Consider the following 26,223-nt stretch of genomic DNA (forward strand, 5'->3'; position numbering starts at 1 on the left):
CCCGGACCGGTGAGCGCGCCGACTTTTCTCCGACCCCGGTGGTTCGGGCGGTGTCGCTGGGGGATGCTGTTCCGGTGGCAGATCCGGAGCTGGTGGATGTGGTCGTGGTGGGGCTCGGGGTGGGCGGCGAGGAGGTGGCCGAACGCCTCGCCGAAGCCGGCCTGAGCGTTGTCGGCGTCGAACGGGGCCTGGTCGGCGGGGAGTGCCCGTACTGGGGCTGCATCCCGAGCAAGATGATGATCAGGGCGGCCAACGCCCTCGCCGAGGCCCGCCGGGTCGACGGGCTCGCCGGGACGGCGCAGGTCCAGCCCGACTGGGCGCCGGTGGCGAAGCGGATCCGCGAGGAAGCCACCGACACCTGGGACGACACTGTCGCTGCCGAACGGTTCGCCAGCAAGGGCGGCCGGCTCGTGCGGGGCAGTGGCCGTCTCGACGGTCCCCGCCGGGTCCGGGTCGGTGACCAGGTTTTCGAGGCCCGGCACGGGGTCGTGCTGAGCACCGGGACCCGCCCGTCGGTGCCGCCGATCGACGGCCTGGCCGACACGCCGTACTGGACCAACCATCAGGCGATCGAGGTCGAGGAGCTGCCGGAGTCGTTGCTGGTGCTCGGCGGCGGCGCGATCGGCCTGGAACTGGCGCAGGTCTTCGCCCGCTTCGGGGTCCGGGTGACTGTGGTGGAGGCGCTCGACCGGGTGCTGGCCGTCGAGGAACCGGAGGCGTCCGAGGTCGCCGCCGCCGCGCTGCGCGCCGACGGCGTGGAGATCCACACCGGGGTACGCGCCGAACGTGTCGAACACGACGGCACCGGGTTCACACTGCGGGGCAGCGGCGGTGCGGCGTACACCGCCGACCAACTGCTGGTGGTGACCGGGCGCAAGGCGCACCTGGGCGAGTTGGGGTTGGACACGATCGGCCTGGACGCGAGTCAGCGCTACCTACCGGTCGACGACCGGTTGCACGTCACCGACCACGTCTGGGCGGTCGGCGACCTGACCGGCGAGGGCGCCTTCACGCACATCGCCATGTACCAGGCGGGGATCGTGATCGCCGACATCCTGGCCCGCGCCCGACAGGCGAAGGCCGGGGCGGACGCCAGCGGCACGTCGAGCGTGGTCGGCGGCGCGATGGGCGCGTCCAGCTCGCTGGCCGCCAGTGGTTCGAGCGGTTCGGCCGGCACGATCCCCCGCGCCGACTACCGCGCGCTGCCCCGGGTGACCTTCACCGACCCCGAGGTCGGCGCGGTCGGGCTCACCGAGCAGCAGGCCCGCGACCGCGGCATCAACGTGCAGGTCGGTTTCACCAAGCTGAGCAGCTCCACCCGGGGCTGGATCCACCAGGTCGGCGACGAGGGTTTCATCAAGGTCGTCGCGGATGCCGACCAGGGCGTGCTGATCGGCGCGACCTCCGTCGGCCCGGCCGGCGGCGAGGTGCTGTCCGCACTGGTGGTGGCGGTGCACGCGGCGGTTCCGCTGAGCCAGCTCCGGCACATGATCTACGCGTACCCGACCTTCCACCGGGCCATCGGAGACGCGCTGCGCGACCTGTCCTGACGACCGCCCCACGCGGCATGCCCCCGCGCGCCGTGCCCCCGCGCGCCGTGCCCCCGCGCGCCGCGCCCCCGCGCGCCGGCCCAAGATCCGCGCGCCGGCCCAAGATCCGCGCAACTTCCCGGATGTTGCTGCCTCCGACGGTCGGGAGACACCAATATCCCTGTTGTTGCGCGGATCTTGGCAGGCAGGGAGCATTCGGCGTCAGCCGGGACACGTCGCAAGGCACTATGACTGTGAGGCATATTTATGCCTCAGAGTCATACCGCTTGTGGCGGTGCGGGCGGCCGCCGGAGGACGACCCGGGCTGTGTCGGGCGCTGCGCGGAGTGTGGCGTTGGGCCTGGCACTGGTACTGGTACTGGCACTGGCGATGCAGGCGACGGGGCGGCTCGACCTGGTCGCGCCCACCGCGAAGACCTACCGCGTGCCCCTGCTGAAGCGCCTATTTGTTGGCCGATGGGAAGAATGCGGCAGCTGGACGGCAAGCGTAGGGCATTTTGCTGTTCATTTCTTTCATGAGAGCGACGTACGATTGCGCCCGTGACCAAGCGGTTGACTGAAGTTGCCAAGAAGGCGGGCGTCAGCGAGGCCACCGTCAGCCGGGTGCTCAACGGCCGGGACGGAGTCTCGGAGGCGACCCGGACCGCGGTGCTGACCGCGCTGGACGTGCTCGGCTACGAGCGACCCACCAAGCTGCGTGGCGAACGCGCCCGGTTGGTCGGGCTGGTGCTGCCCGAGTTGCAGAACCCGATCTTCCCGGCGTTGGCCGAGGTCGTCACCGGGACACTGGCCCAGCGCGGCTATACCCCGGCTCTCTGCGCCCGGACCATCGGTGGTGTCTCCGAGATGGACTACGTGGAGATGCTCCTCGACCACCAGGTCTCCGGCGTGATCTTCGCCGGTGGTTCGTACGCGCTCGCGGACGCCCGGCACGACCACTACCGTCGGCTGACCGATCGGGGTCTTCCGGTCGTGCTCGTCAACGCGGGTGTGGACGAGTTGGGTTTCCCCCGGGTCTCGACTGACGACGCGGTGGCGGTGGAGCAGGCGTACGGGCACCTGCGCTCGCTGGGGCACGAGCGCATCGGGATGGTGCTCGGTCCGGAGGGGCACGTGCCGTCGCGCCGCAAGCTGGATGCGATGACCCGGGCCGCCGGCTGGGGCGAGGGCGACGCCGAGTGCGTCGAACGTTCCAGCTTCTCGATGGAGGGCGCGCGGGTCGCCGCGACGAAACTGGTCGAGCGTGGCGTCACCGGGATCATCTGCGCCAGCGACGTACTGGCGTTGGGCACGATCCGTGCGGCCCGGCGGCTGGGTCACTCGGTGCCGACCGACATCTCGGTGGTGGGCTTCGACGACTCCGCGTTCATGACCTGCACCGACCCGCCGTTGACCACGGTTCGGCAGCCGATCGAGACGATGGGGCAGGCTGCCGTCGACCTGCTGGTCACCCAGATCGAAGGTGTGGGTGTGCTCCAGGACGAGCTGCTGTTCGAGCCTGAGTTGGTGGTACGCGGCTCGACCGCGCCCGCCCCCGGTCGCTAGGAACCACACCGAACAAGCCCCCGGCCGTCGACCGCCCACGCGGTCGGCGGCCGTTCTCTGTCTCCACACCATGCGATGCTCCGTCGATCATGGAGTTGTGGTGGGTGGCATAACGCCCGTAAAGCCTCTGAATCAGGCACCACAACTCCATGATCGACGGGGTTGGTCAGGGCTTGCCGTATCGACCTTGTCGAATGGGCCGGTATGACGGCTTAAGGCCTGTTTTGTTGGGGTGCTTTCAATGGTCTGCCAACATCTGACGTAATCACGTCGTGTCCTTTCGTCTCAGGGTCGACACCTTGCTGAAATGAGTCGGCCTCGCTACAGTGACTCCACTCACACCTGGCTCCGACGCAGCTACTGGGCGTCAGGTCGCATCACCGCAGATCAGCGAACGTCATTGGAGACACCCGTTCCCGAAGGGATGGACAGATGTCCGTACCGCAATACCGAAAGGCTGCGGCGGTCGCGCTCGTGGCCGGCCTGGGGCTCAGCCTCACGGCGTGCTCCACGAAGAGCGACGACAAGGGCGCGACCGCCGGCGGCAAGGTCACCATCACTGTCGACTGCCAGCCCGTCGGTGCCCAGAAAGAGCTGCTGAAGAACTGGAACGACGATGTCGCCGAGTTCCAGAAGCAGAACCCGGACATCATCATCAAGAGCGTCAGCGTCGGCGAGCAGTGCAACAACCCGCCGGACTTCACCGCCCGGCTGGCCGGCGGCACCGTGACCGACGTGTTCTACGGGTACATGACCGACGTCCAGCAGGTGCTCGACTCCGGTCAGGCGATGGACATCACCCAGTACGCCAACAAGGACACCGTTCCGACCTGGGACAGCATCGACCCCGCGCTGAAGGAGGTCTTCACCGACGGCGGCAAGCTCTACGCCGTCCCGGTGAAGAACTACTCGATGGGGCTGATCTACAACAAGGTCCTGTTCCAGCAGGCTGGGCTCGACGTGAACAACCCGCCCAAGACCTGGGCCGACGTTCGGGCCGCCGCCAAGAAGATCTCCGCGCTCGGCAACGGCATCGCCGGCTACTCCGAGTACAGCGCCGGCAACACCGGCGGCTGGCACTTCACCTCGCTGCTCTACTCGCAGGGCGGCCAGGTGCTCACGGCCGACGGCAAGAAGGCCGACTTCAACAACGCCATGGGCAAGCAGGTCCTGCAGAACCTCAAGGACATGCGGTACGGCGACAACAGCATGGGTGCCCGTCAGCTGCTCCAGTGGGGCGACCTGCTGACGAACGCCGGCGCTGGCAAGGTCGGCATGTTCATCGGAGCACCGGACGCCACCCAGGCCATCGTCAGCCAGTTCCAGGGCAAGTTCCAGGACTGGGCGATGGCTCCGCTGCCCGGCCAGGACGGCGCGGCGAAGGGGACGCTCGGCGGCGGCGAGGGCTACTTCTTCAAGAAGGACCTCACTCCCGAGCAGGTCAAGGCCGGCCTGAAGTGGATCGCGTACCAGAAGCTCACCCCGGGCAAGGGCCAGTTCGACTACGTCCGGGCCAAGCCGCAGAACTACCCGGTGGGTCTGCCCCAGCCGCTGCTCTTCGCCAACGGGAGTGACGCGCAGAAGCAGGAACTGGAGCTGCGCAAGGCGAACGCCAACGTCGACACCACCAACTTCGCGATCTTCGAGGCGACCCCGGTGCCGATCAAGGGTGAGCCGCGCAACGCCCAGGCCATCTACGCGGTGCTCGACGCGGCGATGTCCGGTGTGCTGACCAACCCGAACTCGAACATCGACGCACTGCTCAAGACCGCCGAGGAGAAGGTCAACCAGCTCCTCGCCGCGGAGAGCTGACCGAGCGTGTGGGGGCCGGGACGCCGACCCGGCCCCCACACACCAGCCGCACCACGTCGTCGACGTCACCGACTCACCCAGGAGTTGCCTTGGCGATCACCACCGTCCCGGAGACCTCCAGGAAACCGGGCCGCCCGCCGTCGCCGTACTCGGCGAGGCCGCAGCGCACGAGCCTCGGCCGCAAGGTACGGGACAACCTCACCGGTCACGCGTTCCTGATCGGGGCCGTGCTCTGCTTCGTCGTCTTCTCCTGGTACCCGATGATCCGCGGCATCGTCATGAGCTTCCAGCGGACCCGGCGCGGCGAGACCACCTGGGTGGGCTGGGACAACTACTCCCGCATCATCGCCGACCCGAGCTTCTGGACGGCCTGGAAGAACACGTTCTACTTCACCGTGCTCGCGCTCGTCCTCGGCTACGTGGTGCCGTTCTTCGTGGCGATCGTGCTCAACGAGTTCCGCCACGCCAAGGGCTACCTGCGGATCCTGGTCTACCTGCCGGTGATGCTGCCGCCGGCCTCCGCGCTGTTCCTCTTCAAGTTCTACGCGTACGACCCCAGCGAGGCGGGTCTCTTCAACGCGATCCTCAAGGCGCTGCACCTGCCCACCTCGCAGTGGATGCAGTCGCCCGAGATGACGATGCCGGCGATGGTGGTCGCGTCGACCTGGATGAACATGGGCGGGGCGGTGCTGATCTACCTGGCGTCGTTGCAGAACATCCCCGGTGAGCTGTACGAGGCCGCCGAGCTGGACGGCGCCGGGATCTGGAGGCGGATCGTGCACGTCACGATCCCGCAGACCCGGCTGATCCTCGCGCTCATGGCGATGCTCCAGATCGTCGCCACGATGCAGCTCTTCATCGAGCCACTGATCCTCGCCAACGGCGCGGGCGCGGAGGACTCCGCGACCTCGGTGGCGTACCTCATCTACCAGCACGGGTTCTTCCAGAACGACCTCAACGGCGCCGCCGCGCTGGGCGTGATCATGCTCGTGGTGCTGGCCGGCTTCTCCGCCGTGTACGTGCGGCTGACTGCGAAACAGGACTAGGACGGCGAGGAATGGCACAGGATTCCGGAACCCGGACCCTCATCTCCCAGACCCAGATCAGCCGGGGACGTGGTCGGGTCATCTACTGGACGCTGCTGGTCCTGGTCGTGACCGGGTTCACGCTCGTCTTCCTCGGACCGCTCTACTGGATGGTCACCGGCGCGCTCAAGTCCGGCCAGGAGATCGCGCAGACCCCACCCTCGCTGTTCCCGAAGGACCCGCAGCCGCAGAACTACATCGACGCGTGGAACAACCTGGCCCTCGCCAAGCTGCTGTTCAACACCTTCTACTACGCCATCGGCGCGGTGCTCTTCCAACTGGTCCTCGACACCGCCGCCGCGTACTCGCTGTCGAAACTTCGGCCGATCTTCGGCAACGTGATCCTCGCCCTGATGCTGGGAACGCTGATGATCCCGGCGATGGTGCTCATCGTTCCGCAGTACGTGACGGTGATCGACCTGCCGATCCTGCACATCAACCTGCTCGACTCGCCGTTCGCCATCTGGCTGCCGCTGGTCGCCAACGCGTTCAACATCTTCCTGTTGAAGCGGTTCTTCGACTCGATCCCGGAGGAGTTGATGGCCGCCGCCCTGATGGACGGGGCGTCGTCGCTGCGCACGCTCTGGTCGATCATCCTGCCGTTGTCGCGCCCCATCCTCGGCGTCGTCTCGATCTTCGCCGTGACGGCGGTGTGGAAGGACTTCCTCTGGCCGAAGCTGGTCATGCCGTCGCCGGAGACCCGGACGGTGAGCGTCGGCATCTACGCCTTCGCCGGCGGTACGCCGATGAACGTGGTGATCGCCGCCTCGGTCATCGCGGCGATCCCGACAGTCATCATCTTCCTGATCTTCCAACGGAACATCATGTCCGGTCTGACCACGGGCAGCATCAAGGGCTAGCCACGACCGCAAAACCCCGCGCGGCGAACAACGACAGTTCGTCCGACACACATACCGGTCCGGCGAACCCGCCGACGTACTGACCCAGAAAGCAGGTGCTCGTGTCCACAGCAGACAGCAGTCCGTGGTGGCGTGGAGCGGTGATCTACCAGGTGTATCCCCGGAGCTTCGCCGACGGCAACGGCGACGGCATCGGCGACATCGCCGGCATCCGGTCGCGGCTGGATCACCTGTCCGCGCTCGGCGTCGACGCGATCTGGTTCAGCCCGTGGTACCCCTCGCCGATGGCGGACGCCGGCTACGACGTGTCCGACTACCGCGACATCGACCCGGTCTTCGGCTCCCTCGTCGAGGTGGAGGCGTTGATCGCCGAGGCGCACGCGATGGGCATCCGGACCATCGTCGACGTGGTGCCGAACCACTGCTCCGACGCGCACCCCTGGTTCCAGGCGGCCCTCGCCGGCGGGCCCGGCGCACCCGAGCGGGACCTGTTCTGGTTCCGGCCCGGCCGGGGCCCCAACGGTGACCAACGGCCCACCGACTGGGTCGGCGAGTTCGGCGGCGAGACCTGGACCCGCACCACCAACCCGGACGGCACCCCCGGCGACTGGTACCTGCACCTCTTCGCCCCGCAGCAGCCGGACTTCAACTGGGACCACCCCCGGGTGCGGGCGGAGTTCGAGGACATCCTGCGGTTCTGGTTCGACCGGGGCGTGGACGGCATCCGGATCGACTCGGCCGGGTTGCTGGTCAAGGACGGGACGCTGCCCGAGGTCCACCCGGACCAGCCGCACCCGTTCCACGACCTCGACGGGGTGCACGACATCTACCGGGGCTGGCGGCGCGTCGCCGACGAGTACGACGACCGCGCGTTGATCGGTGAGGTGTGGCTGCCGGACCGGCAGCGGTTCGCCAACTACCTGCGCCCGGACGAGCTGCACGCGGCGTTCAACTTCGACTTCCTGGGCTGCGCCTGGGACGCCTCCGCCCTGCGGGAGAGCATCGACGGGACGCTCAGCGCGCACGCTCCGGTCAACGCGCCGGCCACCTGGGTCCTCTCCAACCACGACGTCACCCGCCACGTCACCCGCTACGGGCGGGCCGACACCAGGTTCAGCTTCGCGGCCAAGCGCGAGGGCATCCCCACCGACCTGGAGCTGGGCACCCGCCGAGCCCGGGCCGCCGCGCTGCTCTCGCTGTCGCTGCCCGGTGCCGCCTACGTCTACCAGGGCGAGGAGCTGGGCCTCTACGAGGTCGAGGACATCCCGTACGCGATGCGTCAGGACCCCATGTGGGAACGGTCCGGCCGGATCGACCCGGGTCGGGACGGCTGCCGCGTACCCCTGCCGTGGGCTGGCGACGAGCCGCCGTTCGAGTTCAGCCCGGCCGGTGCCGCGGCGCCCTGGCTGCCGCAGCCGGCCGACTGGAAGGACCGGACGGCCAGCGCGCAGACCGGCGACTCGGCTTCGATGCTGGAGCTGTACCGGGCCGCGATCCAGACTCGGCGGGCCGAACCGGCGCTCGGTGACGGGGAGCTTACCTGGCTGCCCGCCCCGGACGGGGTGCTGGCGTTCAGCCGCGGTGGCGGCTTCGCCTGCGTCGTCAACCTGTCCGCCGCGCCGGTGCCGATGCCAGCTCAGGGGGAGTTGTTGCTGGCCAGTGGACCACTCGACGACGGGTTGCTGCCGTCCGACACCGCGGTCTGGCTGCGTACCGCCACGGCGGCCGACCTGACCTGATCCTGCTCGTCGTGGTGCCGGCGGCCCGTCCCGGCCGCCGGCACCACGCCACCCGAACGGAAGGAGGAACGAGGGGGACGCGCCGCACCGACACGGGGGATCTGGCCTGCCTGACGAAAGGGAGAGCGCAGCTCATGGCCAACCACACCACCGGCACGCCGCACCACCTTCGACACCCGACCCGGGCAGGGTTGGCCGCCATTGCCGCCGCTCTGCTCGCCGCCACCTCGTTGACAGCTCTCGCGGTCACCGGCACGGCAACTCCTGCCTCGGCGGCCGGGTTGTCCCCCTTCGACATCCCCAACCGGGGCGCGACAGTGCCGTTCATCGAGCACGAGGCGGAGAAGGTCGCCCACAACGGCACGAAGATCGGCCCGGACCGGCGGTACGGCACGCTGCCGTCCGAGGCGTCCGGCCGGGAGGCGGTCACCCTCGACGCCGTCGGCGAGTACGTCGAGTTCACCCTCACCGCCCCGGCCAACGCTGTCACCTTCCGGTACAGCCTGCCGGACAACTCGGCCGGCACCGGCCGGGACGCCACGATCGACCTGCGGGCCAACGGGTCGCTGCTGAAGTCGGTCCCGGTGACGTCGAAGTACGGCTGGTACTACGGCGGCTACCCGTTCAACAACAACCCGGGTGACACCAACCCGCACCACTTCTACGACGAGACCCGGGCGCTGTTCGGCAGCACCCAGCCGGCCGGCACGAAGATCCGGCTCCAGGTCTCCTCGACGGCGCAGTCGCCCACGTTCACCATCGACCTGGCCGACTTCGAGCTCGTGGCGCCGATCGCCAAGCCCTCCGGTGTCATCGACGTGGTCACCGACTTCGGCGCGGACCCGAGCGGCGCGACCGACTCGACGGCGAAGTTCCAGGCAGCTGTCGACGCCGGTAAGGCCCAGGGCCGGGCGGTCTGGATCCCGACCGGCGCCTTCACCCTCTGGGACCACGTGGTGGTCGACGGGGTGACCCTGCGCGGCGCGGGCCCCTGGTACTCGGTGCTCGGCGGTCGGCACCCCACCGAGCGGAACCGGTCCGTGGGCATCTACGGCAAGTACGTCCCCGGTGGCGGCTACACCGGGCCGGTCCGCGCGCACGAGGCGAACGGGCCGAGCCGCAACGTCACCCTGCGGGACTTCGCCATCATCGGCGACATCCGCGAGCGGGTCGACGACGACCAGGTGAACGCGCTGGGCGGGGCGATGACCAACTCGGTGGTCGACAACCTGTGGCTGGAGAACACCAAGGTCGGGGCGTGGATGGACGGCCCGATGGACAACTTCACCATCCGCAACAGCCGGATCCTGGACCAGACCGCGGACGGCGTGAACTTCCACACCGGCGTGACCAACTCGACGGTCACCAACACGTTCGTCCGCAACACGGGCGACGACGCGTTGGCGATGTGGGCCCAGAGCGTGCCGAACGTCAACAACTCCTTCACCCGCAACACCATCGGCGTGACGCTGCTGGCGAACCACCTGGTCAGCTACGGCGGTCGGGACATCACCATCACCGACAACGTGACGGCCGACTCGCTGACGAACGGCGGCGGCATCCACGTCGCGAACCGCTATCCGGGCGTGCAGGGCGACACCGCGGTCCGGGGCACCTGGACGATCGCCCGCAACACGTTGATCCGCAACGGCAACTCGGACTACAACTGGAACTTCGGTGTCGGGGCGATCTGGTTCTCCGCCCTCAACGAGTCGTTCCAGCAGGCCACCATCAACATCACCGACACCGACATCCTGGACAGCTCCTACGCGGCGCTGCACTGGATCGAGGGCCAGACCAGCGGGATCAACCTCTCCAACGTGCGGATCGACGGCGCCGGCACGTACGCGCTCCAGGTGCAGGCACCCAGCCAGGTGTCCTTCACCAACGTGCGGGCCACCAACATCGCCCAGAGCAACCCGATGCACAACTGCGTGGGCGGTGGCTTCCAGATCACCCAGGGCTCGGGCAACTCCGGCTGGTACACCCCGACCCCGTACTGCGGCCCGTGGCCGAGCCCGCAGTGGGGTGGCGGACCCACCTCGCCGCCGCCCACCACGACCCCGCCTCCCACCACCGCGCCGCCGACCACGCCGCCCCCGACCACGCCGCCTCCCACCGGCGGGAACCTGGCGCTGAACCGGTCGACGACCGCCACCAGCACCAACCAGAGCTACGTGGCGGGCAACGTGGTGGACGGCAACGCGGGCTCCTACTGGGAGAGCGCCAACAACGCGTTCCCGCAGTCGGTCACCATCGACCTGGGCGCGTCCCGGTCCGTCGACCGGGTGGTGCTCAAGCTGCCCAGCGGTTGGGAGCAACGCACCCAGACGCTCTCGGTCCTCGGCTCCAACGACGGTTCGTCGTACTCCACGCTGGCGTCGTCCGCCGGTCGGGTCTTCGCCCCCCGCTCGGGCAACACCGTGTCGATCGGGCTGCCCTCCGGTGACCGCCGCTACATCCGGGTCACCGTCACCGGCAACACCGGCTGGCCGGCGGCGCAACTCTCCGAGGTCGAGGTGTACGGCGGCACGCAGACCACGCCACCGCCGACGACCACCCCGCCACCCACGACCACCCCGCCACCCACGACCACCCCGCCGCCCAGCGGCAACCTGGCGGCCGGGCGATCGGTCACCGAGACCAGCCACTCCGACGTGTACGCCGCCCCCAACGCGGTGGACGGCAACGCGAACACCTACTGGGAGAGCGCCAACAACGCGTTCCCGCAGTCGCTGACGGTGGACCTGGGCGCCGAGCGTTCGGTGTCCCGGGTCGTGCTGAAACTTCCCCCGTCGTCGGCCTGGCAGACCCGTACGCAGACGCTGTCGGTGCTCGGCTCCACCAACGGCTCGACGTTCACCACCGTGAAGGCGTCCGCCGGCTACACCTTCAACCCGGCCAGCGGCAACACGGCCACCGTGACCTTCACGGCGACCAACCAGCGGTACCTGCGCCTCACCGTCACCGGCAACAGCGGCTGGCCGGCCGGCCAGCTCAGCGAGTTCGAGGTCTATTCCAGCTAGCCCCCACCTGTCGCGGAACGACGGGCGTACCCCTGCACCCGTCACCGGGCAACGCACCCCACACCCACCCCCGAAAGAGGTGTAGCGACCCCATGTCCAGCAACGGCACCAGACGAGGCACGCCGCCACCCGGCGCGCCCAATCCCGTCCCCCGCACCGGCCACCGCCGGCTACTGGCCGGCGTGCTCGCCGGGATGCTCCTCGCCACCGCCCCGGTCGCCGTCCCCGCGGCGAGCGCGGCACCGGCCGTCGACGCGTCGGCGGCCGCGGCGCGGGTGGCCCTGCTCGCCGGGCTCTCCGCCACCATGACCGCCAGCAGTTACAACCAGAACTACGTGGCGGGCAACGCCAACGACGGCAACGCCTCGACCTACTGGGAGAGCAACAACAACGCGTTCCCGCAGTGGATCCAGGCGGACCTGGGCGCCACTGTCAGCGTGGACCGGGTGGTGTTGAAGCTGCCGCCGTCGTCGGACTGGCAGACCCGTACCCAGACGCTGTCGGTGCTCGGCTCCACCAACGGCTCCTCCTTCACCACCCTGAAGGCGTCCGCCGGCTACACCTTCAATCCGAGCAGCGGCAACACCGCGACCGTCAGCTTCACCGCCGCCAGCACCCGCTACGTACGGGTGCAGGTCACCGGCAACACCGGCTGGCCGGCCGCGCAGTTCTCCGAGGTCGAGGTGTACGGCGCCACCGGCAGCACCGACACCCAGGCCCCGAGCGCCCCCGGCAACCTGGCGTACACCCAGCCGGCCAGCGGGCAGATCCGGCTCACCTGGTCGGCGTCGAGCGACAACGTCGGAGTGACCGGCTACGACATCTACGCCAACGGCGCGCTGCGCGGCAGCGTCAGCGGATCGACGCTCACCTACACCGACAGCCAGGCGGACAGCGCCACCGTCTCGTACTACGTCCGGGCCAAGGACGCGGCCGGAAACCAGTCGGCGAACAGCAACTCGGTGACCCGTACCGGCACCGGCAACCCGCCGACCGGGACCAACCTGGCGATCGGTAAGCCGATCACCGCCTCCGGGTTCGTGCACACGTTCGTGGCCACCAACGCCAACGACAACAACGTGGCCACCTACTGGGAGGGCAACGGCAACCCGAGCACGTTGACCGTGCAGCTCGGCGCGAACGCCAGCCTCAGCCAGGTCGTGATCAAGCTGAACCCGGACTCGGCCTGGGGCGCGCGTACGCAGAACATCACGGTGCTCGGCCGGGACCAGGGCTCGTCGAGCTTCACGACCCTCGTCGGTGCGGCGAACTACGCCTTCAACCCGGGCAGCGGCAACACGGTGACCATCCCGGTCTCCGGCGCGGCGGCCGACGTCCGGCTCTCGATCGCCTCGAACACCGGCGCACCGGCCGGGCAGGTGGCCGAGTTCCAGGTCTTCGGCACCCCGGCGCCGAACCCGGACCTGACCGTCACCGGCATGTCGTTCAGCCCGTCCGCACCGGTCGAGACCAGCACCATCACCCTCTCGGCCACCGTCCGCAACGCTGGCTCGGCGACCTCCGGCGCGACCAACGTCAACTTCTACCTGGGCTCCACCCGGGTCGGCACCGCGTCGGTCGGCAGCCTCGCGGCCGGTGCGTCGACCACCGTCAGCGCCAGCATCGGCACCCGCGACTCGGGCAGCTACCCGCTCAGCGCGAAGGTCGACGAGTCGAACACCGTCGTCGAGCAGGACGACACGAACAACAGCTACACCAACCCCAGCCCGCTGGTGGTCGCCGCGGTCGCCAGCTCCGACCTGGTCGCCTCGTCGGTCGCCTGGTCGCCGGGCAACCCGTCAGCCGGCAACACTGTCACCTTCTCCGTGTCGATCCGCAACGCCGGCAACCAGGCGTCCGCGTCCGGTGCGCACGGCATCACCCTGACCGTGCTCAACGAGTCCGGCACCGTGGTCCGTACCCTGACCGGCTCGTACTCCGGTGTGATCAACGCCGGTGCGACGGTCGGCCCGATCAACCTGGGCACCTGGACCGCCGCGAACGGCAAGTACACCGTCCGGGTGGTGCTCGCCGTGGACGGCAACGAGCTGCCGGTGAAGCAGACCAACAACACCAGTGACCGACCGCTCTTCGTCGGTCGCGGTGCCAACATGCCGTACGACATGTACGAGGCCGAGGACGGTGCGATCGGCGGCGGTGCCAGCGTCGTCGGACCGAACCGGGAGATCGGCGACCTGGCCGGCGAGGCGTCCGGCCGTCGCGCGGTGACCCTCAACTCGACGGGCAGCTACGTCGAGTTCACCACCCGGGCGAGCACCAACACGCTGGTCACCCGGTTCTCCATCCCGGATGCGCCGGGTGGCGGTGGGATCAACTCGACCCTGAACGTCTACGTCAACGGCACCTTCCACAAGGCCATCGACCTGACGTCCCGGTACGCCTGGCTCTACGGCAACGAGGCCAGCCCGGGCAACTCGCCGAGCGCCGGCGGACCACGGCACATCTACGACGAAGCCAACGTCATGCTCAACTCCACAGTCCCGGCCGGCAGCAAGATCCGCCTGCAGAAGGACCCGGCCAACACCACCACGTACGCGATCGACTTCATCAACACCGAGCAGGTGGCGCCGATCGCCAACCCGGACCCGACCCGTTACACCACGCCGGCCGGCTTCACCCACCAGGATGTGCAGAACGCCCTGGACCGGGTGCGGATGGACACCACCGGCAACCTGGTCGGGGTGTACCTGCCGGCCGGTAACTACTCCACCTCGTCGAAGTTCCAGGTGTACGGCAAGGCCGTCCAGGTGACCGGCGCCGGCCCCTGGTACACCCGGTTCAACGCTCCGTCGGGCCAGGACAACACCGACATCGGCTTCCGGGCCGAGGCCTCGGCGGCGAACTCCTCCTTCAAGAACTTCGCCTACTTCGGCAACTACACCTCCCGGATCGACGGTCCGGGCAAGGTGTTCGACTTCGCCAACGTGTCGAACATCGTGATCGACAACATCTGGAACGAGCACATGGTGTGCCTCTACTGGGGCGCCAACACCGACTACATGACGATCAAGAACTCCCGGATCCGGAACATGTTCGCCGACGGCATCAACATGACCAACGGGAGCACCAACAACCTGGTCAGCAACAACGACGCCCGGGCCACCGGCGACGACAGCTTCGCGCTGTTCTCGGCCATCGACGCGGGCGGCGCCGACATGAAGGACAACATCTACGAGAACCTGACCTCGACCCTGACCTGGCGGGCCGCCGGTGTCGCCGTGTACGGCGGCTACGGCAACACGTTCCGCAACATCTACATCGCGGACACGCTTGTCTACTCCGGCATCACCATCAGCTCGCTCGACTTCGGCTACCCGATGAACGGCTTCGGTGCCAACCCGCCGACGAGGTTCGAGAACATCTCGATCGTGCGGGCCGGCGGGCACTTCTGGGGTGGGCAGACCTTCCCGGCGATCTGGGTCTTCTCCGCCTCGAAGGTGTTCCAGGGCATCCGGGTCAGCGATGTCGACATCATCGATCCCACCTACAGCGGCATCATGTTCCAGACCAACTACGTCGGTGGGCAGCCGCAGAACCCGATCACCGACACGGTCTTCACCAACGTCTCGATCAGCGGTGCCCGCAAGAGCGGGGACGCCTACGACGCGAAGTCCGGCTACGCCATCTGGGCGAACCCGATGCCGGAGGCCGGGCAGGGGCCGGCCGTCGGTTCGGTCACCTTCAACAACCTCCGGTTGAGCAACAACGCGGTGGACATCCAGAACCCCACCTCGACGTTCACCATCATCCGCAACTGAGTCACCCGGTAGCCGACGCCGTCGGGAAGTCCCACCCTCCCGGCGGCGTCGTGCCGTGTCGGCCCTCGCCCGCGGCGAACCGGGCCGCACCTGCCAGCGCGTCCGCCGCCAGCGAGTCCATCCCGTACGCCAACTCGGTCGCCAGCGCCTCGGCCTCTCCTCGCCCCGCGCCGGTCAGCACCGCCGCCCTGTCGTTGCGAAGGCAGGTCTGCGGGTGCCGGGCGATCGTCGCCGCCAACTCCTCGGCCGCCGCCCGCGCCTGGCCGGGTGGCACCACCCGATTGACCAACCCCATGGTGTACGCCTCGTCGGCCGACACCGGGCGGCCGGTGAGGATCAGGTCCATCGCCCGGCTCTCACCGATCAACCGGGGCAGCCGGACGGTGCCGCCGTCGATCAGCGGCACCCCCCAGCGGCGGCAGAACACCCCGAGCGTCGCGTCGGACTCGGCGACCCGCAGGTCGCACCAGAGCGCCAGTTCGAGCCCGCCGGCCACCGCGTACCCGGAGATCGCCGCGATCACCGGCTTGCTCAGCGCCATCCGGGTCGGACCCATCGGCCCGTCTCCCTCCGGCTCCACCCGGTTGCCGCTCGGCGTGCCGATCGCCTTCAGGTCCGCCCCGGCGCAGAACGTGCCATTGGCGCCCCAGAGCACGGCGACCGACGCGTCCGGGTCGGCCTCGAAGGCTCGGAAGGCGTCGGCAAGCGCCCTGGCGGTCGGCCCGTCGACGGCGTTGCGAGCAGCAGCCCGATCCAGCACGACAGTCGTCACCGGCCCGGAACGCTCCACCCGTACACCCATCGGCTCAGCATGCCCGCGTCGTCCGGCGCCCACAATCCCGATCGATCTTGCGACCTCGGCCGCCGTTGCGCCCGTGATCGCCGAGCCGCGACGACATGATCGCACTGTGTGACAGTTTGTCGCCCGAGACCGGTTTGCGACCCCCATCGCCGGGAAGTCGGTACGGGTGCGAGCACTTTTGACGAAAGTTGAGCAGGCATCCAGGCTGGACCGGACGGGTGACCGGTTGCAGCGAGTCGTCCTCAGCACGCTGCGTCCGCGCCGGCTGCGGGACCTGCTGCACGGGGTGACCATCGGGCATCCACTGCACCCGGCGATGGTGCAGGTGCCGGTCGGCGCGTGGATCAGCGCCGCGGTCCTGGACCTGATGCCCGGGCAACGCCGACCCGCCACCATGCTGGTCGGCCTGGGCACCGTCAGCGCGGTGCCGGCGGCGATCGCCGGGCTGAACGACTGGGCGGCACTCGCCCGGGACCAGCGCCGCGTCGGCCTGGTGCACGCCGCTGCCAACACCGTCGGTCTGACGCTCTACGCCGGTTCGTTGGCCGCGCGGATGTCCGGCCGGCACGGCGTCGGTCGAGCTCTCGGCTTCCTGGGCCTCTCCACCGTCAGCCTCGGCGCGTACATCGGGGGTCACCTCGCGTACAAGCAGGGAGCGCAGGTCAACCAGAGCATCTCCGAGTTGCGCCGGATGACCGACGGCTGGCACTCGCTCGTCGACATGGCGACGCTGCCGCAGCGCACCCTGATCACCCGGGAGGTGGACGACGACATCTCGGTGATCCTCTACCGGCACGGTGACGAGGTGACCGTGATGTTGGAGCGCTGCCCGCACCAGAGCGGGCCCCTCGGCGAGGGCGAGGTGCAGGAGATCGACGGTCACGCCTGTGTGGTCTGCCCGTGGCACGGCAGCGCGTTCCGCCTCAACGGCGGTGAGGTCGTGCAGGGGCCGTCCGGCAACGACCAGCAGATCCTGCCCACCCGGATCCAGAACGGCGTGCTCCAGACCCGCCTGCCCTGACGGCTGCCTTCACGTCTCGGCGGTCTGCGCCGCTCCGGGACGTGGTGGTGGTGCTCTCCACGCCTATACCTGTGAGTCATATCTATGACTCACAGGTATATCGCTCTCCAGGCACCTCGGCCCGGTGCCCGCGGCGAGGGCCGTCGCGCGACGAGGGCATCAGATCGCGCCCGGCCCGGCTTGTCCCGGGCCGGCCCGGGTCAGCTGCGTCGGTGGCGGCCTACCGGTGGCCCGTCCGGTACGGAATCCAGACCGTGCCCGCCGGTGAACAGCCCACGCTCGCTGCTGTCACCAGCCCAACCGTCGTCATCACCCCAATCCGGCGCGCCGGCGGGATCGACCCCGCCGCCGGGGAACGCCGTGCTGCCGGGGGCAGCCATCCCGTTGCCGCGGGGCGTGGTGTCGATGTCGCTCGCCGCGGCAGTCCGACCGGTCGGTGGTGTCGGAGCCTCGATGGCTGCGGCTGCCCGGCTGGCAGCCCAGGCCGCCCCGCTTCCAGCCGCTCCGCCGGTGGTCCGTCCGGCGGCGCTCGTGGTTCGGCCCCCGCTGCCGCTGCTGCCGCTGCTCCGCGTCGCGCTGCCGCCGCCCGTGCTCCGCGAGGTGCTGCCCGTGCGCCGCGACGTGCTGTCCCGGGGCTTGCGGGAGGACGTGGCCAACCGGGGAGCCGCCCCGGCCGTGGACGGGCGTCGGCGCAGACCCAGGACCGCGCCGATCTGCGCGCCGACGATGCTCGCCACGGCCAGTACAGCGGAGACCGCGAGCGGTCGGTTCACCCGGTCGTCCGCACCGGCTCGGGCTGCGCCGACAGTCATCGCAGGAGCTTGGCCCGCTGACTGCGTACCGCTGGGTGGTGCCGGCTCCACCCGCTCCGGTGCGGCCCGTTCGGGCGCCGGCCGGGGCGCGGGCGGCTTGGGCGCTGCGGGCTGGCCGACCAGTCTGCCGCTCGCGTGCTCGCGGGCCCCCTGGTCGGCGGCCTCCGACGGCAGCCGGAGCAGTTGGCCGGGCCGGATCCGATCCGGGTCGTCGAGCTTGTTCAGCTTGGCGAGCTGTCGGTAGTCACCGAACTCGTCCAGATAACGCTCGGCCACCTCACCGAGGTAGTCGCCTCGGGCGACCCGGTACACCGGTGCGGCCTCGCCGTTCGCCGCCGATCCGCTCGGTGCGGCCACCTCCGTCCCGGCCAACCCGAGTGGCCCGCCACGGGCCAGCGGGGCTGCCGTGTCCGGTGTCGCGCCCGCGCGGGTCGGCGCGGCCAGGGTGGCCACCGTCGGCGTGCCCAAGCCTGTGTACGCCGGGGGGCCGTAGATCGCGGCAGCGCTGGCGGCGGCCGGGCTGGCGACGAGGATCAGCGCCACCGAGCCGACCAGCGCCGCGGCGGCCTTCTGCTGGCGGCCCATCCCGGGCAGCCTCGGCGCAGGTCGACGCAGGGTCTGCGCGCCCAGCTCGACGACAACGGAGAAGGCGAAGGTGGCCCAGCCGAACCAACCGGCCACGGCAAGCGCGCGCAGGAAGAGTTGCCCGTCGTCCCGGCTGGTCAGGGCGCTGCCTACCTCGCCGATAGTGGGGAGGTGGTCGGGCAGGGGGTTACCGGCGAAGGCCAGCAACGCGATCGGCGCACCGACCAGCAGCAACAGGAGCACGGCCAGCGCGCCGACGCCGGTGAGGATCCGTCCGGTCCGTCGTACGACGGACCCACCCGATGCGGGCATGGCTGCCTTCCTTCCTACGGTGCTGCGGCGGTGATGGCACTCGCGGTCGCCTCGCCGGTGACGGCGACGGTCTTGCTACTGACGAACGGTCCGAGCATCGAGCGGTGGTAGGTGATGGTGACCGTCACCCGGATCCGGGTTTCCCCGCCGACCTGCGGGAAGCTCACGGTGTGACCGGCGGTGCCGGCGACGGCCAGGTAGTTGTCGACCGCCACGACCGCCTCTTGCTGGTCGATCCGCTTCGGTCCGCCCTCGATGGCGGTGGCCCGGTCGATGGCCTGGCCGCCGGCCCGCGCCGCCTCGGCAGCCAGGTTCTGGGCGCGTTGCAGGGTGCGGAGCTGCCCGGCGGCGTCGAAGGAGAGGCCGATGATGGCCAGCACTCCGATCATCGTCACCGCGAGGAAGATGCTCACCCGGCCGTGCTCACCCGAGTGCGAGTGGTCGGATGCGGGCCCGCTGGCGGTCATTGCCGGCTCCGGTAGCGATCCAGCGGCGAGGTGAACGTCGCGGAGACCCCCTTCTCGCCGGGCATCCCGGGCAGGATGCCGAGCAGGATGTCGTCGAACGACACCAGGCAGACGATCTCCACCGTCACTGTGGCGTCCTGACCGACATCGCTGTTGAAAGCGTGGTCGAAATCGGCGGCGGTCACCGCGCCCACCGAACTGCTGAACTCGGGATCCAACTCGCCCCTGCAGGCCAGACCGTGCCAGTCCAACTGCTGCTGGGCGGCGTCCCGCGCCGCGGTCTCCGCGGCGCTCGACCCCCGGGAGATCGAGGCGGCCCGGGCGGCGTCGTGAGCGGCGGCCTCGACCGCCTCCGCGGCGAGCGCGGTACGCCCGGCCATGCCGGCCAGCACCATCAACGCGATGAACGCGGGCGCGAGCACCGCCACCTCGATGGAGACCGAGCCGCGCTCGGTGGTGCGGTTCACGGCGGGGTCACCCTTTCCACAGTCCCGTGAGCGGTCTGCTGCACCGCGAAGTCCACGCCCGGTATCACCGACAGGGACCGGCCGCTGACCGTGCAGGTCACCTCGACGTCGTCGATGACCACGCAGCTCGGGCCGGGTGCCGTCCAGCCCACCAGCCAATCGCCGGCGGCGTTCAGGAACTGGGTGGCGGTGTCCACCCCGGCGCCGTTCGCCGCCTGGTAGGACCGCTGGGCGTTGACGCCGCTCTGCGCGGCGTTCAACGCGGTCGAGCGGGCGAGGAAGACGGCCGCGATCTGGATCGACGCGAAGAGCAGCACCAGGATCAGCGGCATCATCACGGCCAGCTCCACCGGGTTGGCCCCTCGCTCCCGGTCGACGCCCGCGAGGTGACGCCGGGCGGCGGTGACCGTCCGGCGTGACCTCGGGCGCGCTGCTGTGCTCAAGCTGGCTACTACTGGGCGGTGGGGTTCGAGAAGCCCGGGATGTTGTCCATCCAGTTCTCGGCCTTGCTCAGGGCCACTCCGGTGACGACCGTGGCCACGAAGACGAGACCAAAGATGATCACCGCGGTCGGCACCGGGCTGTCGCCGCGCTCGCCGTCGCGGCGCAGCTCGGCCAGGCGCGTCGTCAACGCGACGTGTAGGTAGCTGATGATGGACATGGCGTACTCCTTCGGGATGGGGTCAGATACGGGCGACGAACGGATAGACGACGAACCCGAGCAGCACGAAGACGAGCAGTGCGCCCGGGATGTCGAGCTTGCTGGTCACCGCCTCGGCGCGAGCGAGGTTGTCGGTGCGGATCTGGTCTCGCAGGGAGTCGGCCCGGCTGCGCAAGGTCTCGTGCACCTGCGCGCCCTCGCTGCCGGAGGAGCGCATGATCGCGCCGACGTCCCCCAGCTCCGGGATGCCGATCTTGTCGGCGAGGTCGCGCAGCTCGTCCCAGGGAGCGTGCATCTGCATCTGGGCGATCCGCAGCGACTCCTGGAGCCGGTCGAACACCCAGCCGTCGCAGACCGCCGCGGCCCGTTCCAGCGACTGCACCGGGCCGTGCGCCGCGGAGAGCTGCAACGCCACCAGATCCAGATAGGTGCAGACCGCCTGGCGGAACTCGTCGCGGGCGGCGTCGGCCTTGGTCAACACGGCACGGTGGGCCAGCAGACCGCCGATCAGCGCCAGTCCGAGGCTGCCGAGCACCGGTACGACGAGCGGGATCGAGACGCCGACCGCCAACATCGCCACCCCGAGCAGGGTCGGTGTGGCCAGCCCGATCAGTGCGGAGAGCAGCACCGACAGCGCGTACTGCTCGGAGGTCTGACCGATCAGGGCGAGCTGCCGATGAGGTGGCCGCAGCCAGCGGGAGAACCCGGTCAACCAGTCCAACCGCCGGGAGGTGGGCGCGGCGACCTGGCCGGTCCCGGGCGGCTGGTGCAGTCGGCGCAGCGCCGGACCGAGCGCAGGAGTCGCCGGTACCAACTCCCGGATCACCAGGAACACGCCCAACCCGACGCCGGCGCCGCCGCAGACCGCCATGACCAACTGCCAGTTGACCATCATGCGATCACCTCGCTCGGGTCGGGCGCCGGGAGGAACCGGGCCGGCCGCTGCGGTTGGCTCATCGACCGCACCCAGGCCAGCAGGCCGATGAAGGCGGCACCGAGGACGGCCATCACCACCTGACCGACAGGCGTGCCGTACGGCTCGATGTACTCGGTGTTGATCAGCCCGTACGCGAGGGTCGCCAGGGTCATTCCGGTGAGGAAGCGGACCGCGAACCGGGGCTGGGTGCGCTTGGCCTCGATCTCCCGGCGGGTGGCCACCTCCGCCGACGCCGCGCCGGCGATCGAGCCGAGCACGTCACCGAGCCGTTCACCCCGGTCGGAGAGGTGCAGGATCAACGCCGCGACCACCTGGTCGCAGACGGGGTCGGAGATCTCGTCGGCGAACGCCAGCAGCGCGGAGCGGGCCATCCAGCCGGCCTGTAGACGGGCGGCGAGAAGCCGTACCTCGTCCTCGATGCCGGGCGGCACACTGCCGATCGTGCCGATGATCGACTGTTGGAGGCCCTGCCCGGTGCTGGAGACGTCCTTGAGTCGGCGGGTCCACTCGCCGACCGCCTCGATCCGGGCGATCGCCCGCTGTTCGGCCTTGCCCACGCCGAACAGCCACGGGGTGCCGGGCACCGCGACGGCCACCAGGAGACCCACCACGGGCAGCCCGGTCAACAGGAACGCCAACGCCCCCGCGACCAGCGCGGCGACCAGCAGCGCCTGGTACGACCTCTGCTCGGCGGGCGTGCTGCCAGGTCCGCGCCACAGCCGACCGAGGCTGGACCCACCACCCGGCCGCGGCCCGGGGGGTCGACGGGTGCCGACCAACGCCACCACGGCCAGCAGCAGGCCCGCCACACAGGCGGCCCCGGAGATCACCGCGATCAGTTCCAGGCTGCCCATCACGTCACCGCCGGGCCAGTCGGGTCTGCCGGGGTCGCCGCCAGGCACCGGCACCGGCCTCGATCCACCTGGTCAGCAGCCGCACGTCGTACCCCACCCGCAGCAGCTGGTCACGGACCCGCTCCGGCAGGTGCCTCGGGACCGCGCGGCCGTCCGGGCCGGGCCCGAAGACGGTGGTGGTGGTGATCCGACCGGCCTCGCCGGCCCCGATCACCTCCTCGACGTGCGAGACGAACCGGTGCTTGCGTCCGCCGATCGCTGTCTCGTCCTCGACGGTGACGTAGACGATCAGGTCGAGGGCGTTGCCGGCCATCCGGCGGGCCTGGTCGACGGTCATCTCCCGGCCGTGCGCCAGCGCCAACTCGACGATCCGTTCACCCACCCCGGCGGCGGTGCGGGCGTGGATGGTGCACATCGAGCCACGGCTGGTGGTCATCGCCTGGAGCATCGGCACGATCTCCCGGGACCGCACCTCACCCACGATGATGCGCAGCACACCCATCCGCAGCGACAGCGGGATCAGGTCGGCGATGGTCACCTCGCCGGCCGGGCGGCCGTCGAAGCCGCGCTCGCCGTGCCCCTCCCGGGCCTCGAAGCTCATCACCGCCCGGTGTCGCTCCCGGCGGCGGGCCGGTAGCAGCTCGCGGCTCTCCTCCAGCAGCACGTACGGCTCGTCCGGCGGGATCTCGTTCATCAGGGCCCGGATGATCGTGGTCTTGCCGGCCCCCGCCAAGCCCGCGACCATGATGTTCAGGCCGGCGCGCATCGCCGCGCGGAGAAAGTCGCGCAGCAGCGGATCGATCATCTCGTCCAGGTCGCCCCGGGCGCCCGCCACGTCGTCCAGGCCCACGTCCAGGGTGTTGTGCTTGCGGATCACCGCGTACGGACGGTGGCTGACCAGGAAGACCGCCGCCAGCCGGCTGCCGTCGGGCAGTTGCAGGTCGAGGGTGGGTTTCACGGTGGACAGGGACCGCTCGGTAGCGCCCGCCCGACGGGCCGCCGCCTGGAGGATCTCCACCAACTCGGCGTCGCTGTCGGCGATTGGCTCGGCCCAGTCGACCCCGCCGCCGTGCCGGGTGATGCGCACCTGGTCGCAGCCGAGGATGTGCACTTCCTCGATGGTGTCGTCGACCAGCAGGGTCTGTAGCCGGCCGAGCCCGACCAGTTCGGCGGTCACCTGGTCGAGCAGCAGTCGTTCCTCGCCGGCGGCCATCGGAGTGCCGGCCCGACGTACGGAGTCCGCGTACGCGGCGACCACAGCGACGGCGAGTCGGGCCCGCTCGGTGTCCTCCTCGTCGACTGTGAACTCCCGGCCACGCTGCCACAGGGTGAGCCGTTCGGTGAGTTCCCGACGCAGTTCCCGGACCACCTGGAAGTCCATCCGGGGTCGGGGTGCCAGTTCCGGTTGCGCGGTGGCCGTGGGCTGCGGCTGCGGCACCGGGCCGTGCTGGTGGTGCCGGCCGTTCGGGCCGGCCAGGGGCGGCGTGGTGGAGGTGACGCCCGGTGGCTGTTGACGGGGGTCGGCGGAGACCGGCTCAAACCGCATCCGGCACCCCCTGCTGAACGGGCCACGCCAACCGGGCGCGCCGTCGCTCCAACAGCGCGCCGATCGGCACCTCCAGCGCGCCGGCCGCGCGCATCAGCGGCCGTCCGGCCCGCACGGTTCCACCCAGGTCCAACACCCCGGCGGTACGCGGGTCCTGCGGCAGCCGTGCGATCACCGGCAGTTTCAGGGCGCGGCTGATCTCGGCTCGTCCATGTCCGTCGCCGACCAGCAGCAGCCGCAGGGTGCCCGGCGGCACCCGGTGCTCGGCGAAGTCCCGTTCGATGGCGGTGACCACCGCGCGGGTGCCGGAGAGGTCCGGCAGGTGCGCCCGGGTCACCAGCAGCACCACCGACGCGGCCCGGAGCACCGGCCAGGGCGGCCCGTTGACGTGCAGCCGACCACAGTCGACCAGGACGTCGTAGCCGGGGGTGCCACGGTCCAGTGCGTCGAAGTAGTCGGCGAAGCGTTGCCAGAGAGGGGTGACACTGCCGCCCTGGGCGGGGTCGACGAGCCCGGGCAGCAGCAGTCGTTCCCGACGGGGTGCGTCCAGGTCGACGAGCTGCGACCAGAACGCGGTCTCCAGGTTGCCGTCGCGAAGCTCCCCGACGGCCAGCTCGCCGAGGCCGCGTGGCCCGTCCAGTTGACCACCGAGGTAGCCGGCGAGGATCGAGCCGCCGGCCGGGTCGCACTCGGCGAGGACCAGCCGTCGGTGCCAGGTCAGCGCGCAGGCGAGCGCCGAGGTGGTGACGCCGGGCGAGCCCTTCGCCGACACCAGCGCGATGATCGCCATGCTCAGGCCGTCTCGGTCAGTACGACGGCGAGCCGGTTCTGTGCGGCGAGCGCCACCACCGCCGGCACGTCGCGGGTGACCAGCGCCAGGTACAGGACCTTGTCGTTGTTTGCAGGGCTGACCATGTCGATCACGGTGGCCGAGAACCTCGTGCCGGCGGCGGCTGCCGCGTCCCCGGTGGTGGTGTTGCTGCGGTCGGGGGTGCTCACCAGCAGGACCTTGTCGCCGGGGTGCAGTTCGCGGGCCGGCACCTGGGCGGTCTTCAGACCGAGCGCGATCTGCTGTTGGCCGGGGCCGAGCAACGGGTCGTCGGTGACCTGCCCCAGCGTGAGCAGGGTGCCGGGGACCAGCGCCACCGCGGCGCGTTTGCCAACCACCTCGTCGAGCCGCCCGGCGGGCACCGGGCGCAACCCCTGACCACCGGCGACCTGCACGCTGACCAGGTCGGCGGCGCTGATCTCGCGACCCACCTCGACCGGTCGGGCCACCGCCAGGTAGCTGCCGGTGGCCCGGACCGAGGTGACCGCGAACGCCGCACCGAGCCCACCGAGGGCGATCAGGAGTACGGCGAGACCGAGCAGCCCGGGGCGTACCCGCCGCTGCCGGACCACTGTCGGCGGGGTGACCGGCGCGTCGACCGGTGGGTCGCCGTTGCGCGTCGCGAGGCTCATCTGGTGACCACCTGGAGTTCGTTGATCTGGATCTGGACGACGCCGCTGTTCCGGGTCTGCGGGATCACCCGTCTGGTGGGGTCGGTGTTGGTCCACCAGAAAACCGACCAGTGCGTGGTGGCGGTGACCCGGTAGGTGTCGGCCTTCTGGTAGCCCTTGTCGTAGCCGCAGTCGGGCGAGGTGCTACCCGCCCGCTGACCCGTCGACGTGTACTCGGTCCCGGCGTCGTCGCAGGTGACCTTGTCGCCGTTGCCCATGTCCCAGACGATCCGGTCGACCTTCGCCTCGATGTAGACGGTCAGGCCACGGTCGCTTTCGTCGGCGTGTATCGGGCCGAAGTAGTTCGGCCCCGGATCCGCCCACATCCAGACCGGCAGGCCGACCAGGCCGGGGCCGATGTTCTTGCGGGGTGCGACCTTCAGGGGCGCCGGCAGCAACTTGATCGAGGCGAGGGCGCGACGGGCCAGCTCCTCCGGGTTGGGGGGTGCGCCGAAGCCGGCCGGCGCCTCGTCCAGCAACACCTCGGTCTGGTTGCCCACGTCCGCGCCGCCGTTGCAGGTCTGCACGTACCACTGCTGACCCTCGGGTGCCTCACGCTGGGGCACCGACAGCTTGTAGTAGCAGCCGTCCCCGCTGTTGAACCAGCCCTTGAACTCGTCGTAGCAGGGGACCGTCCGGCCGTCCCACCGGCAGACGCCTCCGCCGCCCCCGCCGCCGCCGTCGTCTCCACCACCGTCGTCACCGCCGCCGCCCGGGTCACCCGGGTTGCCGGGCTCGTCGTCCCAGACGTTGCAGTCCGGCTGGTCCGGCGTGCAGTTACCCCCCGGGCCGGCGCGTCCGGCAGCGGCAGGTACCGATGGGGTCACGCCGACCACTAGCAGCAGGGCGAGACCGACCCCGGCG

The 26,223-nt window shown here is 70.1% G+C and carries 21 protein-coding genes and 1 pseudogene; 10 read left to right on the forward strand and 12 right to left on the reverse strand.

Annotated elements, in window-relative coordinates; genetic code table 11:
• The first annotated feature begins 74 nt into the window (after positions 1-74).
• The 9 genes from O7631_RS06235 (at position 75) to O7631_RS06275 (ending at position 15,395) form a co-directional block, all read left to right on the forward strand.
• Positions 75-1,550, forward strand: coding sequence for an FAD-dependent oxidoreductase (locus tag O7631_RS06235; RefSeq protein WP_278143398.1), 1,476 nt, complete (start codon positions 75-77; stop codon positions 1,548-1,550).
• A 333-nt stretch (positions 1,551-1,883) separates the two neighbouring features.
• Positions 1,884-2,093, forward strand: a complete 210-nt coding sequence (locus O7631_RS06240; protein ID WP_278143399.1) for a hypothetical protein — start codon at positions 1,884-1,886, stop codon at positions 2,091-2,093.
• Entirely contained in the window at positions 2,090-3,094 is a 1,005-nt protein-coding gene (locus tag O7631_RS06245; protein WP_269681608.1) for a LacI family DNA-binding transcriptional regulator, read from the forward strand. Before O7631_RS06240 ends, O7631_RS06245 begins: the two co-directional genes overlap by 4 nt.
• 432 nt (positions 3,095-3,526) lie before the next feature.
• Positions 3,527-4,906 carry an extracellular solute-binding protein gene (locus tag O7631_RS06250; RefSeq protein ID WP_278143400.1) on the forward strand — a complete coding sequence of 460 codons (1,380 nt, stop codon included), beginning with the start codon at positions 3,527-3,529 and terminating at the stop codon, positions 4,904-4,906.
• 89 nt (positions 4,907-4,995) lie between these two features.
• The gene (locus O7631_RS06255) at positions 4,996-5,952 is read left to right on the forward strand and encodes a sugar ABC transporter permease (RefSeq protein WP_278143401.1); all 957 of its coding nucleotides are present in this window, start codon (positions 4,996-4,998) and stop codon (positions 5,950-5,952) included.
• A gap of 11 nt (positions 5,953-5,963) precedes the next feature.
• Positions 5,964-6,851, forward strand: coding sequence for a carbohydrate ABC transporter permease (locus O7631_RS06260; protein WP_278143402.1), 888 nt, complete (start codon positions 5,964-5,966; stop codon positions 6,849-6,851).
• 101 nt (positions 6,852-6,952) lie between these two features.
• Entirely contained in the window at positions 6,953-8,590 is a 1,638-nt protein-coding gene (locus O7631_RS06265) for a glycoside hydrolase family 13 protein (protein WP_278143403.1), read from the forward strand.
• Positions 8,591-8,724: 134 nt separating this feature from the next.
• A complete protein-coding gene (locus O7631_RS06270) occupies positions 8,725-11,616 on the forward strand; it encodes a discoidin domain-containing protein (RefSeq protein WP_278143405.1) in 2,892 nt (963 codons plus the stop codon).
• 92 nt (positions 11,617-11,708) lie between these two features.
• Entirely contained in the window at positions 11,709-15,395 is a 3,687-nt protein-coding gene (locus tag O7631_RS06275) for a discoidin domain-containing protein (RefSeq protein WP_278143407.1), read from the forward strand.
• A 1-nt stretch (position 15,396) separates the two neighbouring features.
• Here O7631_RS06275 and O7631_RS06280 read toward each other — a convergent pair whose 3' ends face one another.
• Complete coding sequence (locus tag O7631_RS06280; RefSeq protein WP_278143408.1) at positions 15,397-16,197, reverse strand: crotonase/enoyl-CoA hydratase family protein; 801 nt, start codon at positions 16,195-16,197, stop codon at positions 15,397-15,399.
• 166 nt (positions 16,198-16,363) lie between these two features.
• On the opposite strand from O7631_RS06280, the gene O7631_RS06285 reads away from it, so the two are divergent.
• The gene (locus O7631_RS06285) at positions 16,364-17,218 is read left to right on the forward strand and encodes a DUF2231 domain-containing protein (RefSeq protein ID WP_278143409.1); all 855 of its coding nucleotides are present in this window, start codon (positions 16,364-16,366) and stop codon (positions 17,216-17,218) included.
• Between the two features lie 674 nt (positions 17,219-17,892).
• Here the strand turns inward: O7631_RS06285 and O7631_RS06290 are convergent.
• From O7631_RS06290 to O7631_RS06340, 11 genes and pseudogenes are all read right to left on the reverse strand, one after another.
• Positions 17,893-18,927: pseudogene (locus O7631_RS06290) on the reverse strand (LysM domain-containing protein); the annotation flags it as partial.
• Between the two features lie 14 nt (positions 18,928-18,941).
• Positions 18,942-19,394 carry a pilus assembly protein TadG-related protein gene (locus tag O7631_RS06295; protein ID WP_278143410.1) on the reverse strand — a complete coding sequence of 151 codons (453 nt, stop codon included), beginning with the start codon at positions 19,392-19,394 and terminating at the stop codon, positions 18,942-18,944.
• Positions 19,391-19,861 (reverse strand): TadE/TadG family type IV pilus assembly protein, encoded by a 471-nt coding sequence (locus O7631_RS06300; protein WP_278143411.1) that lies wholly within the window; start codon positions 19,859-19,861, stop codon positions 19,391-19,393. Before O7631_RS06300 ends, O7631_RS06295 begins: the two co-directional genes overlap by 4 nt.
• The gene (locus O7631_RS06305) at positions 19,858-20,304 is read right to left on the reverse strand and encodes a TadE/TadG family type IV pilus assembly protein (protein WP_278143412.1); all 447 of its coding nucleotides are present in this window, start codon (positions 20,302-20,304) and stop codon (positions 19,858-19,860) included. Before O7631_RS06305 ends, O7631_RS06300 begins: the two co-directional genes overlap by 4 nt.
• A gap of 8 nt (positions 20,305-20,312) precedes the next feature.
• A complete protein-coding gene (locus O7631_RS06310) occupies positions 20,313-20,522 on the reverse strand; it encodes a hypothetical protein (protein WP_278143413.1) in 210 nt (69 codons plus the stop codon).
• 22 nt (positions 20,523-20,544) lie between these two features.
• Complete coding sequence (locus O7631_RS06315; protein WP_278147858.1) at positions 20,545-21,414, reverse strand: type II secretion system F family protein; 870 nt, start codon at positions 21,412-21,414, stop codon at positions 20,545-20,547.
• The gene (locus O7631_RS06320) at positions 21,414-22,313 is read right to left on the reverse strand and encodes a type II secretion system F family protein (RefSeq protein WP_278143414.1); all 900 of its coding nucleotides are present in this window, start codon (positions 22,311-22,313) and stop codon (positions 21,414-21,416) included. Before O7631_RS06320 ends, O7631_RS06315 begins: the two co-directional genes overlap by 1 nt.
• 4 nt (positions 22,314-22,317) lie before the next feature.
• Positions 22,318-23,859 (reverse strand): CpaF/VirB11 family protein, encoded by a 1,542-nt coding sequence (locus tag O7631_RS06325; RefSeq protein ID WP_278143415.1) that lies wholly within the window; start codon positions 23,857-23,859, stop codon positions 22,318-22,320.
• Positions 23,849-24,649, reverse strand: a complete 801-nt coding sequence (locus O7631_RS06330; protein WP_278143416.1) for a ParA family protein — start codon at positions 24,647-24,649, stop codon at positions 23,849-23,851. Before O7631_RS06330 ends, O7631_RS06325 begins: the two co-directional genes overlap by 11 nt.
• A gap of 2 nt (positions 24,650-24,651) precedes the next feature.
• A complete protein-coding gene (locus tag O7631_RS06335) occupies positions 24,652-25,320 on the reverse strand; it encodes an SAF domain-containing protein (protein WP_278143417.1) in 669 nt (222 codons plus the stop codon).
• Positions 25,317-26,186, reverse strand: a complete 870-nt coding sequence (locus O7631_RS06340) for a hypothetical protein (protein ID WP_278143418.1) — start codon at positions 26,184-26,186, stop codon at positions 25,317-25,319. Before O7631_RS06340 ends, O7631_RS06335 begins: the two co-directional genes overlap by 4 nt.
• Between the last annotated feature and the right edge of the window lie 37 nt (positions 26,187-26,223).

The sequence above is a fragment of the Micromonospora sp. WMMD967 genome (genome assembly GCF_029626165.1).
GTDB classification, from domain to species: Bacteria; Actinomycetota; Actinomycetes; order Mycobacteriales; family Micromonosporaceae; genus Micromonospora; species Micromonospora taraxaci.